The organism is Sphingobacterium sp. UGAL515B_05 (genome assembly GCF_033097525.1).
Taxonomy (GTDB): domain Bacteria; phylum Bacteroidota; class Bacteroidia; order Sphingobacteriales; family Sphingobacteriaceae; genus Sphingobacterium.
This window is the reverse complement of the sequence record NZ_CP109907.1, coordinates 1,470,103-1,485,844: the sequence shown is the minus strand read 5'-3', so window position 1 is coordinate 1,485,844 and position 15,742 is coordinate 1,470,103. Positions and strand designations below refer to the sequence as shown.

Here is a 15,742-nt window from a genome sequence, read left to right as displayed (position 1 = left end):
ATGAATCGAAAATATATTCAATTAATGTTCCTTGTAGCCATATTTCTTTTATCTGGCTGTAAGAAAAACTTTCCCTCCGATTTAGATGCGTTTAGTTTGGATATGAACTTTACACAGACGGAATTTAAACCAATTTTAGGGCAAACAACTCAATTTCAGGATATTTTTAATGCTGGTGAATCCACCTTACCCTTGAGTTTTCGAATTTCTGCCGTCCGAACCTTTGAAGGAAAGGAAGCACCGGAGCTGCTAAAATTGTTTCCGGTATCCATCTGGAAGCAACCTTATACGGGGACTGAAAAATCTTTAGCAGAAATACAGGCAAAAAGGGATACTGTAATGAGGCCCCTTTGGGAGATCGCGCAGCATTCGGGAAATTTAACAATGCACGGTACAAGTAATTCTACTGTGTTGAAATCATATCCAGATTCCGGTTATTATTTTGATGTAGAAGTCAGCAGTAATGGCGGTCGTAGATTCTTTAAGAATATGTTGTTGACGCCATTGAAAGAACAACCTTACGCTCCTTTTGTTGAGAGGGGGATTTTACGCCCAACAATAACAATGAATTTGTTGGGAGATTCTACCCGAACCCTGGTGCAGCCCCAAATATGGTTCTATAAGAAAGGCGAAGGAAGTTCGCTAAGTTTTAAATTCCTTGGACCTGACTTGCAACCCATAAAATTGTCAAGATTTAATAATACAAATTGGGATAAGTTGGTGCATGGTTTCAATAAAACGTTTGATAAAGATTCTACTTCGGTACGTTATGATGTCGCTTATCCTATTCCGTTGGTTCCTACATTAGCCACAGAATGGACTTCAGGTGGGCGAGCTTCGACGTCCTTTACTTTTACAAGGATTGCATTCGGCGGAATTCGAGAATTTTCAGGAGTACGATTCGATTTCAATATTTATGAAAAAGGGGATTGGGAGATTATATTTTTCTTCCCGGATGAGGCTCCTTTATTTGACAACGATTAACCATGAAAAACCAAATGAGAAGATATATACTAATTGCTTGTTTACTATTGATCGTTAGGCTTGTCACGGCGCAAGAAACGGTGAATGTAGCAGGTTTCGTGCAAGATCAGACCACACGAAGTGGTGTTTCTGATGTAACGATTAGGTCCACCAAATTGAATAAAGCACTGGGGTCGTCAGACAAAAGAGGATCTTTTAAGGTGACGGCTCCGAAAGATGATATCCTAATTTTTACAAGTACAGGCTATAAGACTACAACACAATCATTGGTAGATCGAAAAGCGTTCATCTTTACTATTTACATGACCAGAGATGAAAACATGTTGAAGGAAGTCGTCGTTCAGGGATTTATGACGCGTAGACGCGAGACCTTGACAGGTTCATCGATGACCATCGACGGTAAACAATTACAAGACAATCCTGTTTCCAATGTGACTGAATTGTTGCAAGGAAAAGTAGCGGGGATGAACGTCCAGGTAAATAGCGGTCAACCTGGGGTGAGAGCATCGGTCTTAGTACGTGGTTTATCCAATATTTCAGTTAGCGGATCAGGGCAAGACGCTTTTTTGACACCAACCTCACCATTATATATTGTGGATGGTGTGCCAGTTGATGACAATACAGACTTTCAATATGGATTTAATAGCGCCGGTGCGGGTATTAGTCCGATTTCATTAATCCCTCCAGAGGATATACAATCTGTTGACGTCTTGAAAGATGCTGCAGCTACCGCATTATACGGTTCTAGGGGAGCATATGGGGTCATCCGGATCACCACAAAAAGAGGGCTTTCCAAGGTGCCGATTATTCAGTATTCGACCAATCAATTTTTTAATCTGCCACCTAAATTACGCAATGTTTTGGGCGGAAAAAACGAACGTCTCTCGCGGATCAATCAAATATTGGGGTATTCGGGAGGTTATTATCACGGTCGGGATCTTATTTTTGACAATCAAATACTTTCGGATAGTCTCAATCCATATTTTAATAATTCGACGAATTGGCAAGATGTATTTTACCGACCGACGTATAGTCAGTCGCACAACGTAAATGCTTCCGGAGGAGATGCGACATTCAATTATAAGATTAATGGCCAGTACTTTACACAAAAAGGTATTGTGCAAAATACTGGTTTCGACCGTTATACCTTGACGATGAACTCGGAGTACCGACCAACTGACCGTTTTCGCATGTTTGTGAATATGGCCGGAAATATTGGTCGTCAACAGACGGGTACGGGAACTGCCGTTAGTCAGGGTGGGGTAGCTAATTCGGCGTCGGCATCGTCATTGCTTCCAGCCCCAAATTCACCTTTTGTTGATCCAACGGTGGCCGCGAGTATCTTGGGACGCAACGATAACCGAATGACAGATATCAAATCCAATGTCGAATTGGAATATGAACTTATCCCAGGATTGCGTGCAAAAAATAACTTTAGTTACAATTACATCAGTGATCGTACGGATAATTTTTCGCCGGGTATTTCGAACAATAATATTTCCAAATTATATAATTACGACTCGCAGCGGAATACCATCTATAATATGGCGCAGCTGACTTACATTAAATCTTGGGGACCTGAGGATAAGCATATTCTAACTACTTATGTGTTTAATGAGTTAAACCTCATGAATTTGAAAGCGAAAGCGCAGGAAAAAACAGGTTTTGGTAATGATCAGCTGGAAGGCCCCTTAGGTTATGGTTCATCAAAAGGTGGCGTTTTAAATAATGCGTCGGATGTGCGTTCTGCGGGATTTGCCGGAGCGTTAAGCTATAATTATATGTCGAAATATATTGTGGATTTTACCTATCGTTTTGATAAATCCTCAAGTGTTGGCCCAGATGTTCCATGGCAAAAAAATCCATCGATTTCTGCAAGATGGAATATGCAAAAAGAAAGCTTTTTGAAAGATGCTGCAGAAAATTGGTTGGATTACCTGTCCCTCCGTGCCGGTTGGGGTAAAAATATTGTACCTACAGGAACTGTATTTGATGCCAATGGTAAATATATTTTTACAGGGGAATTTAATAATAACCCAACCATTGGATTTGATTGGAAACAAATGCCGAATAGTAAGTTGATCCCTTCAACTACCACGTCCACCAGTTTGGCCGTGGAGGCGGGTATTTTAAACAATAGGATTACCACAATTCAGGAGTTTTATTACAAGCAAGTGGATAATATGCTATGGGAACGCAACCTAGCGGATCACAATGGTTATAGTATGCTGAAAGGGAATGATGTGAGTATGGTGAACTATGGTTATGAATTTACTTTCATGTTTAGACCGCTTCCACAAAATAGCCCAGTCAATTGGAATATTTCGTTGAACGGTGCTATTAATAATGATATTCTAACACGTCTTCCGGATAATGCAAGACAATATATTGTCCGAGATAATAGTGGGAATGGTTTCGATACTTATTATCGCCTCGGCCGCAATAGCATGTCCTATTTGTTGTACGATTATCGTGGGGTATTCCCAACCAATGAGTCCGTTCCAATTAATCCTGAAACCGGTGAAACCTACAAAACGATCCGTGATGGAAAAACGTATTATTTTCAGGCGGGTGATCCGTACTGGACAGATTTAAATGGTGATTACATACTCGATGATCGTGACCGGGTGATTGTTGGAAATGCGCAGCCAAAAGTGACGGGAGGCTTGTCGACTTTTATCCAATATAAAAACATTAGTTTAAATGTTAATACATCCTATACCTTAAAGCGTGATGTGATCAATGCGGCTATGGCGGGTCAGATGAATTCTTACGGTAACCCCTTGTTTGGTGATACACGTGGACAAAAAAATTCAGCACTCTTACCGATGGATGGTTATGATTTTTGGACAAATTATGGCGACAATGCATTTTTGCCTAATCCATTTGATTATTCACGAAATGGCGGTGTAAAACCTTTCCGTCCAAATCAGACCTTATTTTTGGAAGATGGATCTTATTGGAAAATCAATAGCATTACATTAGCTTATAATTTCCCCCGACAATGGACATCGAAATATAAGATTACTTCCTTACGTGTCTATGGTACTGCCAATAATGTGTACACCTTTTCTAAATACACGGGCCCCAACCCAGAGGGTGTAACCGCGATGGGATACGGCCGATCAGATGGCTATCCAACACCAAAAACGTACACTGTTGGTCTAAATGTTCAATTCTAATCGAAGATGAAAATGAAAAAGAATAACCTCTTACAACTGATTTGTGCAGTTGCATTAATCATAGGAATATCTTCATGTAAGAAATTTTTAAATGTGGAACCGACCGATAGTCTTTCGGGTAATAATTTCTGGCGTGATAAAAACGATGCGGAAACATTTACACGAGAAATATATCGTCTCTTTCGCGTCGGGGTAGGTATCGACCGTCCTATTCTGTTGGTCGGTGATTTCCGCAACGCACCTGTTTTGCGTACGGCAACCTTTCCTAATCGACTTGATATAACTTATATATCGCGGGGTGATATTCGAACCTTGGTGAATACTGTTCGTCCGGAACCTGGAACAGATGCCGATCGTTTCTGGACTTACAATGTCGAATGGGATAAAATCAGTGATTGGACGCCTATTTATAAAGTGATTCAGTCCGCTAATATTTTATATTCCCTAGTGCCAAAAGTCGCGGAAAATGATCCTTCATTTTCACAAGCGGAAGTGAAGGCTTATCAAGCTGAAGCTGTATTTATGCGTAGTATGTCCTATTTCGTAATGTTGCGTCTATTTGGGGATGTGCCTTACTTTACCGATGCTTACAACCAGGATCCTCTTCCACGGACAAAGCATATTCAAGTTGCCAAAGCCTGTTTGGAAGACTTGGAGAAAGTAAAAGACGACCTGCCTTGGACTTATGCAGATCCTGCTAATCGTGGGGTACGAGCCATGAAAGGTTCGGCTCTAGCCTTGATGATGCATCTGAATATGTGGCTTGCTGGTTTTGATAAGGCAAATGAAAAAACATATTATGAGGCTGTTGACCGTTTCGGTGATGAGCTTTACAATGATGGTGTGTTAGAAAGTAAAGCCTATGAGCTATTACCGATCAATAGGGTTGCCGAGGTATTTAATGGACGTTCAAAAGAGGGATTATTTGAAATCCCCAATAATGTGAATTATGGTGAATCCTATTCAAATACACGGAAGACTTATTTCGCCCATGTATTGCATGCGCCTTATTTTATTTTGAATCAGACAACGACTAATTTAAGCGAGTTAACGTATCGGCCAGAATACATGCACACGCTGTATCCCGATGGCGAACAAGATGGACGGATCAAATATTGGTTTACCGACCCAAAGGGTGACAATTTTATGTTTTCGGGAACAGGTGCTTTTACTTTTTTTAAATTTTTTAATCTCGCATTAGGTGAGGGCAATACCGCACAGTCATTAGGTAACTATCAGATTATGCTTCGTTTAGCTGACGCAATTCTATTGCAGGCCGAGGCTAACGCTAATTTGGGCGACGAAACTAAGGCTACTACCTTACTTAATATGATTCGGGCGCGTGCCGAGGCGGGGCTGTATCCCGCTAGCAATAATTACGATAATAACCTGAAAGATGCGATTTACTGGGAGCGATGCAAAGAGCTGATGGGAGAAGGACATTATTATTATGACCTAGTGCGTACTGGGAAGCTATACGATGCTAAATATTGTTTTAATCCGGTTACTTATAGCGACTATCTGCAGGAAGCCTGGACTTGGCCGATCAATCCAAAAGCGATGAACAACAATCCCTACATGACATTAAATAACTACTGGAAATAGAAAGGAAAACGTGCAAATGAAATTAAATAATATCCTAGCTGCGGTAATCTTATTGCTTACCGTTTTGGCATCTTGTAGCAACAAAGATTATTTTGAAGATAGCGGTGTTCATGATCCTCATTTTAAGGGTAATATGATGGAGTATTTGGAGTCCAAAGCCCAGCGCCCTGAGGATCCGTTTGATACATTGGTTCAGATTATTCGTTACGCGGGCATGGAAGATGTCCTGAAAAATGAAAAGATTACTTTTTTCGCTCCACCGGATCCGGCGTTTGAAAGTGCGCTATTCAATCTGAATTTCAACCTATATATATTGGGCAGGGATACGATTAAATCGTTTAAAGATGTGAAACCCGAGGTTTATCGTCGTTTGTTGAGTCAATATATTATTAAAGGAGATTATGGTTTGACAGATTTCAGACAAGTGGATACAACTGCCAAATACGCGTTTGGTGGTCAGATCTATCAGACCTATAATGCAGATGAAGCAATCAATGTTGGTGTTGTCTTTCATGACCTGAAAAATGGCGACGCTACGATCAAGTACGGCGGACCGAGACAATTGATGGTTTCTTATATCCCGGACTTTACAAATCCTACCCAAGGTTGGATCAGTACTTTTGTGGCGTCTTCCAATATTCAGCCAACTAATGGTCGGGTGCATGTTCTCAATTACAGAAACCACATCTTTGGGTTTATGGGGACTCGATTCACGGATTTAGCTATGGAGCTCGGAATAGATTATAATACGAAATAATAGTTGAAATAATGAACATAACGAAATATATCCTTGCAGGAACTTTTATGCTTAGTCTGTATTCGTGCAGTAATAAGCTAGAATACGGGCCAGATCCATATGCAGGAGGTAAGGAACCGGTGGATGTTGTTTTTGGGGAGGTGGCGCCATCTCCTTCCCAAGCAAAACCCGGAGCAGAAGTAGTATTCAGTATACGAGGCTTATTGAAATACAAAGATCAACTGAAATTCTATATCAATAATATGCAGGCACAAGTCACCAATATAAGTGATTCGACCTTGACAGGTATTGTCCCTGAAGATTGTAGTACCGGTGGGGTCAAAATTGTCGTTGATGGACAGATATTTGCCGGTCCGATGTTGCCTATCGTTGGTAAGCTTTCTATTGACCCAACTTTCCAATCTGGCATAGGAGCGAATAGTCCTATCTATTCGATTTTAAGGACATCCGCCAATCAGGTATTTATCGGCGGCAATTTTACAGACTATAATGGTAATGCAGCATCGACCAAAATTACAGGTATTGCACGGATCAGCAATAGTGGTGAGTTTGTGCGTGGGATGCAATTTGGCCAAGGTGTGACAGGTACGATCACATCGATGGTTGAAATGAACAATAAGGATATTTTAATCTCAGGCAATATCACGCAGTACGATACCATAAAGCTGGTGCGAAATATGACTACGATCAGTAGTACAGGAGCACTGCAGGTGAAATCTACACCGATCCTTAACCTAACTTCTGATCCGGCTAAAAGTAACCTGATCGTGCCGATTTTTAATGGTGGTACATTATCGCCAATCGTAAAAACTTTTTACCAAAATAATAAGGTAACTGTGGTTGGTCAGTTTGGCCAGTATGTCAACAATTATTATACTCGATCTACTTATGACAATATCTTGATGGATATTTTTCCAATGGGAGGTGTGGCCCGCATGCAGGCCGATGGCGCATTGGATGATAGCTATTTTGTTAATAAAACGACGCTGCCTAATAAAGGTTTTGAGGGTGTTAACGGTATAATTGCCGACGCAGTTTTGCAAGACGATGGCAAATTGATCTTAGTTGGAGCATTTACACGCTTTAACAATACACAAAATGCCAATAACATTGTCCGATTAAAAAGCGACGGGAATTTTGATGCAGATTTTCAAGTTGGTAGTGGAGCTAATGGTTTTGTATCTAATATAAGTTATTCTAAGCTGACAAAAAAATACCTAGTGACAGGTAGTTTTACCATGTTTAATGGAAAACCTGCCAATGGGATGGTGCTGCTCAATGAAGACGGGAGCAGTGACGCAAATTTCCAAAGCCTAGGTTTTGCATCTGGATTTCCAGGTTATGCGGTACAGTTGTCCAATAGTCTCATTCTGGTCACGGGATCCTTTGGCAAGTATAATAATATTATCCGCGAGGGTTTGATGATAATCGATTCGAAGGGAAATTTAGTAGAAGATTTTAACAACACAGGTAGGCTGGTCGGTACGATACATGACTCCTTAGAAGGAACCAATAACCTGGGACAAAAAACAATTACCCTTGTCGGTCGTATCCAATCCTTTAATGGAAAAAATAATTTAGGCAATATCGTTCGATTGACTTTATTGGATTAGCTTTTATTTATCTATAAAATCTAAAAGATGAAAAGAAATACATGGAAAAAATATAGGTTTGCTGCTTGGGGTTGTCTACTATTGGTCGTTGCGTTTTCCTGCAACAAAAGCATAGAGAATAAACTTGAGTTTGGCTCAGAACCTAAGGATCTAGGCTTAAGTGCCAATCAATTCAAGATCGCGTATGTTGTCGTTGAAGGTGCTGTTGGGACAATTGTTGGCAGTGAAGCAACAGATTATGGGCATATGCCCAATATGGCTGCGCTCAGTATGAACAGCGTTTTTAGCTGGAATTCCGTTAGTAGTGAACACGAAACATTGGCCACAGATTATGCTGACCTGCTGACAGGTACTGAAATTGAAAAACATAAAGTCAGTGATGATCAATTGAACGGCAATAATCTAGCAACCTATCCGACGTTCTTCAAACGGATTAAACAATATAAAGGGAGCCGAACGGCACTATTGACCTCCAATCCACTCGTGCCAACACTGATTGAAGCGAATAGTGTGGACAATAATAAAGTCCTGTCTACAGATGCTGAGGTGTTAAGTGCAACAAAGGATGAATTGAGTAAGGATGAGGCTACGTTTGTCATGGCAACGTTTTCCAGTGTTCGACAAGTGGGAGAACAGACAGGATATGGTTCTGAGAATGATAAATATATCCAGGCATTGGCCACGTTTGATGACCAACTTGGCGAGATAAGAAAAACGATAACCAATCGTAAAAATTATAAAAACGAACGTTGGCTGATTGTTGTCGCTTCGACTAATGGGGGGAAATATACCCTTAATCCGGCACTGCAAGATGGTAGTGTATTTGCGATCCCAGAACGCAATAATTTTGTCCTAATGAATAACCCGGAGTTTAGCTACAAATTAGTAGAACGCATGGAAACGGTAGATCCGGCATGGACAAGTTCGGCGGTGCGGTATTCTGAAGCGAATGGATCTGCAAATTTACCTGCGGCTCAAGCGGCATTATATAATTTGGGTACGGGCGTAGATGCCGGGGACTATACCATACAATTGAAACTGAAAGTTAATGAAATGAATGGTCGAAATGGTAAGGCTGGTACAGCCCAAAATGGCGTAATTTTCGGAAAGCAAAACAGCGCTGCAAATTTTCCAGCTGGTTGGTCTATTACATATAATGGAGGCTCAGGTTGGAGGTTTATTGGGAATAGTTCAACTGGAGCAAATTATGCTATAGATGGAACAGCTTTCGATCTCGATACTTGGTATACATTGACCGTAAAAATTTACAAGGACGGAAATAACCGTATTGTGAAGATGTATAGAGATGGCGATCTAAAAAGTACGAATACGACATTTGCTGGTCGGAATTTAAGTTCTGATAGTCCACTAAAATTGGGCTATTATGAGGGGTCTTATGGAAATAATGGTGGTTTTGCTCATACTATTGCTGATGTTAGAATCTATAAGGCAGCGATTCCGGATGACGTGATTAAAGCAATATCCTGTTCAACGATGGCAATCTCTACAAGTCCCTTTTACAATGATTTGATTGGCTATTGGCCTGCTGACGACGGTGGCGCAATACTGAAAGACAAAAGTAAGAATAAACGAAATTTTGAGTTGACAGGAAGTTATGTTTGGAATAGTTTTTCAGAACGGGGTGCCTCATTGTGCCCGACTTTGCCGGAGCGCATGGATCGTTATGTTGTTCGTACAGTTGATGCCCCATTGATGATCTATAACTGGATGAATATCCTTGAGGTAGGACAATTTAATTTGGATGCCCAAAGCTGGTCTCCAGCATTTTCCAATAATTAACCGATAATGCACATGAAAAGAAATTTTAGTTTTTTACTGTTGGCGGCAGGCTTTCTTTCCTTAGCCTACTCTTGTCGAAAGGATCGCCTTAGCCCGGCAGATAACGGGTATTCCGATGTTGATTATCAGGATACTGTAACAGTGAGTGTTGATACCAATCGCTTTAAGATCGATTATTCAAAATACACACAAGCACGTTTATTCCCTGGACTGATGACGGCGGAAGAGCCTCGTTTGGAGAATTATTTAGTGCAGATCGATCTCAATTATGAAGAGATCAGAGCGTCAGACTTACGAATCTCTGTTGCGCCCGGAGCATGGCAAGGGACTGGGGTGTATGCCCCGGCTGGTGAACTGGTGGTGATCAATGTTCCAGAAGGTGTGTATGGTTTGACGGCGCAAATTAGTCCGCATGTCTCAACTAGTTTGGATGGTATTGATTTTCCTGCTCGTGATGCTGTCATATTTAGTCAGGCTACACTTTTTCCAGGGAAAAATTATATGCGCAACCTTTATGGTGGATTAATTTATATTATCCCTTCCCGTCCGATTGGACGTGTGGTTGATCTTCATTTTTCGGGTGTCGCCAAAGCGCCGAGCTTTAAATTGAGTGGTCCTGGGGCTACGACAAATGAAGAATGGAAAGCATTAGTGGCAAAATCAACAGTACCTTGGTTTGATCTGGAAGGGGACCGCATCGTTTTTACGATGCAGACTGAACGGTTAAAACAGCACCCTATTGAAGATCCTACTGAATTAATGAAAACTTGGGATAAAGCTATTCGTGAGGGCTATTGGGATTGGACCGGGATGACCGAAGGGAATCCTGATATTCGACATCGCGCTCCTTTCAACAAGTGGCGGATTGTCCATGACGTTCTCTTTAAACCAGGGGTAGCCCAGGTTTCGGGTTATCCGGTTCGGGCTGGCGCTACTGAGAACTACTTCAAGCAAGCAGTTAGTATAGATGGTGTGAAAAATGCCAATTGGGGAACTTTTCACGAACTAGGTCATAACATGCAAATGGGCTCGACTTGGAATTTTGCCGGAAATGGCGAGGTTACCAATAACTTGTTCCATTTTAGGGTATCTAAGGTTTTTGGACATCAGAGTTATAAGATTGCCGAAGTATGGAATAGTGCGGTTCCTTATATCGCGGCAAAGAAAACTGCTGGGATAACTAAAGATGACATTAACTGGGCCAGTATGGATGTTGAAGGTAATGCTTATAAAAGTAAAGCACACGATATCCGTTTGATGATGTATGCACAGATATTTGAAAAGTATGGCTATGAATTTATGACTTACATCTATGTCCGAGGGCGTGAAGCGCGCTTTACTTCAGCAAATGATCAATCTAAAATAGATTTCTTTTACGAGGCATTATCGGAATATACCAAAATAGATATGGAACCTTATTTGAATCAATGGGGGCTCAAGGTAAGTACAGTGTCTAAACGTTATGTGTCTGAAGAAAAGGGGTTTCCATTGTTGAATAAAGCAGTTTGGCTATTTAATCCAGTCACCAAAACAGGAGGTGATGGACCTATTCCAGTCTATAGAACGGATGTTGGCACCACAAATTGGACGGCGGCCCTTTCTTCTGGGTATTCTTCACATGCGAGTTATCCGCTTACTAATCTTTTTGACGGGAAGTCTGCTACCTTTTGGCATATTGGTAGCGTGAAGACTTTCCCATACAGTATTGCTGTTGTAAGCCCAAATGATATTAACGCTGACGGATTCTATTTTCAGGGACGTTCGGGATACTTGACACGTTATCTTACTGATTATACAATGGAGGTTCGGGCCAATGCATCGGCCGCTTGGGAGGTCGTACCAATGGAAGGCGGAAATACTTTGGCAATTATGAATAATGATCCAGAAAAGGTATACGTGAGATTCTCGGACGGTGTTCAAAGGAAATTTAAGGAGTTCCGTTTGAATATAAAAGCTGCAATCCATGCGGATGTGGCTATGGCAGAACTTGGTGCGTGGGCATTCGACAAATAAATGAAAATATAAATCGAGATGAAGAACTATAAATATATATTGGGGAGCATGCTAGTTGTTACGGTTTGTTGCCTTATGTCATGTAAAAAATATTTTGATCCGCCCTTAGTGTTTGAAAAAGAGGAACCTCAAGTAATTACTAAGGATAGAAAGGTGTTATTAATTTCAATCGATGGATTAGTAGGAACAGAACTAAATAATTACGTTCCTACTAATATCGGTAAACTATTGGAACATTCGAAGTATACTTTTGAAGGCATGGCCGATGCCAATACAAAAGATGCCGCTACGTGGACAACAATCTTGAGTGGGAAAAGTAGTAGTAAACATGGTGTAACCACCAATGATTTTGCTATAGCGGAAGAAGATGATGATGATATTCATGACCATAATGGTACTGGAGTTTCCACGGGCTATATTAGTTTATACCAGCGCTTATTGGAATCAGGACGGATACTCAAAACACTGTCGATTACAGCGTGGGAACCATTGGATCATAATTTATTTAACTTGTCAGATGACAATGGAGTGGTCGCTTCAGATGAAGAGGTTAAAGTGAAGGCTGTGGATCGTATCAAAAATGGAGAGAAAGATTTAGGGTTCACCGTGGTCAATTTTCGTGACTTAAATACGGAGGGGATGACCGGAGGATTCTCTTTGGATAATCTAAAATACAAATCAACATTGGACCGAATTGATGGTTATGTGGGCGAGATCTTAGCCGCAGTTGAGCAGCGAAAAAATTATGCTGGTGAAGATTGGTTAGTAGTGATTACATCCAATCATGGTGGATATGATAAAAATTATGGTGGTGCTACCCTGGAGGAGCGTAAGGTTCCTCTTATTCTATACAATCCAAACTTTGTCAAACGGAAATTTGTAGCACCGCCTTTTACCAACGGGTTCAAGGCAAAGAGCGGTATTAACGGCACAATAACAGCAGCAGATGCGGCACGTTATAACCTAGGTACTTCAGGAGAATATACAATTCAGCTAAAATTATTGATTCATCAATTTGGAACGTTAAATCCGGCTATTATCTCTAAGCAGGCCAATACTGGTAACTCCGATGATGGTTGGTCTTTTATCCACAATGGTGGTGTTGGCTGGAGGTTTAAGATAAAAGGAACACAAGTCACTTTTGATAAGAAATTTGAAGTAGGTAAATGGTATACTCTGACGGCACGTGTTTATATGGATGGCTCAACTCGTAAAGTTCAGGTATTTACTGATGGCGAGATGGGGGCAGAAGGTAGCTTAGGCACAGCACAGGGAACCTCTGCAAGTAATCTGAATGTCGGTTATTCGGCGTCTTATGTAGGTGGTTCTTTGATACAATCGGTGAAGGATGTCTGTATTTATAATAGAGCATTGCCCGTAGATTACATAACGAATAATTATTGTAAAAGCCCAGTGGATAATCAGTATAAAGCTGATATGATCGGTGGATGGGATCTAGGAGATGGCGTAGGGGCCCGATTGAAAAACAACGTTGCTGGGGCACCTGATTTTATGATCAATGGAGCTTATAGCTGGGAGTTTTTACAGAATGATTTTTGTAAGTTGTTGACAGGCTCAGAAAAAAATCCTGATGAACTATTGCTAAGCGCAGTAGACATTGCACCCCAAATTTTTTATTGGCTAAATATCAAACCGGCCGAATCCTGGGGACTCGAAGGGAAGGTGTTTTTGAATACCTATGAAACTGAATTTGTTGGAAAATAACCGAATCGATTAGACCATGATGAAAAGAAAACTATTTTATGCAACATGCGTTGCCCTTATAGCATTTGCAGCATGTAAAAGGGATGATTATTGGAATCAGACTACTGTTGTCCAGCGAGGAAGTATCTCGGGGACTTTGACTAATACTGATGATAATACGGTGTTAAAAGGCGTAAAAATATTGTTTCAACGGCAGACGAAAGCCAATGGAGAGCAGACTTTTATAGATACTGTGTCTACTGATGTAAAAGGACAATTTAGGTACGATGTCCCATTTCCTAATTTGGTAAAAGTATCTATACGGGATACAGGGCGCTATCACTTGGATGAGAATTTTGTAGATATTACTGAAAACAAAGATTATCCAATCATATTGAATAGCTATCCACGATTTGGAGTTTCTCAAATCAATGTTCAGGTACTCAATGACCTCAAGCAGCCCTATGTGGGTATAAAAGTAGGACTTTATGAACGCGAAAGTAATACAGAATCTTATTCTGTTGTAGATACTTTGTTGTCTAATGAACAGGGTAGGGTGTCTTTTACAGGCAGAGCATTTCCTGTGCACTATAAGGTGAAGGTTGCTGAACCGGATGTGGCATATATGCCAGATTCACTAGAGGGAGCTTTGTTGACGAGGACCCCAATTGAGCTTACCTTGACTACTAAATCCTTATTCGGCAAAGGTAATTTGAAATTGGTGAGCAAGCAGGTTTTCAGTAATCAAGTTATAAAAAATGAAAAATTCCAGTATCGTTATAAATCGGTTGTAGATAGGGAATTTTCCACTTGGGAGGAAGGTGAATTTGATAACGCTGGTCAATTTACACTCGTGAACAAAGTATATCCAGGGGATATAGAGATCAAATACAACAATAATTCCAAAGTGAGATTTGAAGTGCAAAATAGCACAATGACGCTAGCGGAATCTAATACGGTTACACCTTTTCAGGTGATGATTAAAGATCTGGACCCTCGGTACACGAAGCCTATTTTGACAAATTTAAAAGTTTCAACCTTGGTTTTGAATAATGGACTTAGTGTAAAAGGTCCTTTTGCTATAACGATGGATAATAGCCATAACTTATATATTGCCGATGGTTATAAGAATCAATTGTTTATGGTCGATGCTTCAGGGAGTGCTAGTGTCATTGCCGGCAGTGGTGCGACAGGATCTGTCGATGGAGCTGGCACCGCGGCAACCTTTAACGGTATGTGGGGCGTAGCTGTCGATTCTTCAGGTACCATTTATACGACTGATGCCGCTAGTGCTGTTGGAGCTCATCGAATTCGTAAGATCGTAAAAAATGCGAACGGAGATTATACGGTATCGACAATAGCTGGTACAGGGGCTTCGGGCACAGCTGATGGTGTAGGTTCTGCTGCAACATTTAACAGACCATCGGGTATTATTTTTGACAAGGCAAGAAAATCTCTATATGTTTCAGAATGGGGAGGCGCTCGCCTAAGAAAGATCGATCTTTCAACGACAGCAAATACGGTATCCACATTGGCGATACCAAGTGGTGCGGGCAATCTATTTACGATGACTATAACTCCAGATGGCGAGGATATGTATGTGTCAAGCAACAATAATAATAATGTCTTCAAATACAATTTTACATCGAATTCGATAGCACCATATCAAAATTCAAACGTCAATAACAGAGGGTTGTTTGCTACGGCGGGAGATGTGCTTTTGGCTACAGCTGGTAATCACAATCTGATTTTTTACTATGATTTGAAGACGGATGTGATGACTGAGTTGTCTACTAGAGTTTCCTCGGGTGATGAAACAGGTCAAGTTATTGATAATGTCCCAATTAAGGATGTGGCCGCAAGGTTCTTTCAACCATTCGGTATTTATTATGATGTATGGACAGGAAACTGGTACGTGGCCAATAATACAAATAAAAATGCTGAAAAAACTGTAGGTTCCGTGCGTATCATTCGTTCGGATGATATTTAGGAACATGCGATATAAACTCAAAACACAAAAAAGGCAGATAGGTAAGAGAAACAAAAATATAGATAAATCCCCAGAAGCTATACGCTTCGGGGAT

General features: G+C 40.8%; 9 protein-coding genes. All 9 read left to right on the top strand.

Annotated features, from left to right (window positions below; genetic code table 11):
* Genes OK025_RS06055 through OK025_RS06015 form a run of 9 tightly spaced genes read left to right on the top strand, consistent with a single transcriptional unit; the run spans position 1 to position 15,648 of the window.
* The gene (locus OK025_RS06055; protein WP_312337998.1) at positions 1-984 is read left to right on the top strand and encodes a DUF5007 domain-containing protein; all 984 of its coding nucleotides are present in this window, start codon (positions 1-3) and stop codon (positions 982-984) included.
* A gap of 14 nt (positions 985-998) precedes the next feature.
* Positions 999-4,166, top strand: coding sequence for a SusC/RagA family TonB-linked outer membrane protein (locus OK025_RS06050; RefSeq protein ID WP_317668702.1), 3,168 nt, complete (start codon positions 999-1,001; stop codon positions 4,164-4,166).
* 12 nt (positions 4,167-4,178) lie between these two features.
* Positions 4,179-5,771 carry a RagB/SusD family nutrient uptake outer membrane protein gene (locus OK025_RS06045; protein WP_317668701.1) on the top strand — a complete coding sequence of 531 codons (1,593 nt, stop codon included), beginning with the start codon at positions 4,179-4,181 and terminating at the stop codon, positions 5,769-5,771.
* 16 nt (positions 5,772-5,787) lie between these two features.
* On the top strand, positions 5,788-6,528 hold the full coding sequence (locus OK025_RS06040; RefSeq protein ID WP_317668700.1) for a fasciclin domain-containing protein: 741 nt from the start codon (positions 5,788-5,790) through the stop codon (positions 6,526-6,528).
* An 11-nt stretch (positions 6,529-6,539) separates the two neighbouring features.
* The gene (locus tag OK025_RS06035) at positions 6,540-8,141 is read left to right on the top strand and encodes a DUF5008 domain-containing protein (protein ID WP_317668699.1); all 1,602 of its coding nucleotides are present in this window, start codon (positions 6,540-6,542) and stop codon (positions 8,139-8,141) included.
* Between the two features lie 27 nt (positions 8,142-8,168).
* Positions 8,169-9,941 (top strand): LamG-like jellyroll fold domain-containing protein, encoded by a 1,773-nt coding sequence (locus OK025_RS06030; RefSeq protein WP_317668698.1) that lies wholly within the window; start codon positions 8,169-8,171, stop codon positions 9,939-9,941.
* Between the two features lie 12 nt (positions 9,942-9,953).
* Positions 9,954-11,954: a M60 family metallopeptidase gene (locus OK025_RS06025; protein WP_317668697.1), complete on the top strand. Its 2,001-nt coding sequence runs from the start codon at positions 9,954-9,956 to the stop codon at positions 11,952-11,954.
* An 18-nt stretch (positions 11,955-11,972) separates the two neighbouring features.
* Positions 11,973-13,679 carry an alkaline phosphatase family protein gene (locus OK025_RS06020; RefSeq protein WP_317668696.1) on the top strand — a complete coding sequence of 569 codons (1,707 nt, stop codon included), beginning with the start codon at positions 11,973-11,975 and terminating at the stop codon, positions 13,677-13,679.
* 16 nt (positions 13,680-13,695) lie between these two features.
* On the top strand, positions 13,696-15,648 hold the full coding sequence (locus tag OK025_RS06015) for a hypothetical protein (RefSeq protein ID WP_317668695.1): 1,953 nt from the start codon (positions 13,696-13,698) through the stop codon (positions 15,646-15,648).
* The last annotated feature ends 94 nt before the right edge of the window (positions 15,649-15,742 follow it).

Coding starts and splice junctions, on each gene's coding strand:
- OK025_RS06030 (WP_317668698.1), top strand. CDS start 8,169: ATGAAAAGAAATACATGGAAAAAATATAGGTTTGCTGCTTGGGGTTGT.
- OK025_RS06035 (WP_317668699.1), top strand. CDS start 6,540: ATGAACATAACGAAATATATCCTTGCAGGAACTTTTATGCTTAGTCTG.
- OK025_RS06040 (WP_317668700.1), top strand. CDS start 5,788: ATGAAATTAAATAATATCCTAGCTGCGGTAATCTTATTGCTTACCGTT.
- OK025_RS06015 (WP_317668695.1), top strand. CDS start 13,696: ATGATGAAAAGAAAACTATTTTATGCAACATGCGTTGCCCTTATAGCA.
- OK025_RS06045 (WP_317668701.1), top strand. CDS start 4,179: ATGAAAAAGAATAACCTCTTACAACTGATTTGTGCAGTTGCATTAATC.
- OK025_RS06055 (WP_312337998.1), top strand. CDS start 1: ATGAATCGAAAATATATTCAATTAATGTTCCTTGTAGCCATATTTCTT.
- OK025_RS06050 (WP_317668702.1), top strand. CDS start 999: ATGAGAAGATATATACTAATTGCTTGTTTACTATTGATCGTTAGGCTT.
- OK025_RS06020 (WP_317668696.1), top strand. CDS start 11,973: ATGAAGAACTATAAATATATATTGGGGAGCATGCTAGTTGTTACGGTT.
- OK025_RS06025 (WP_317668697.1), top strand. CDS start 9,954: ATGAAAAGAAATTTTAGTTTTTTACTGTTGGCGGCAGGCTTTCTTTCC.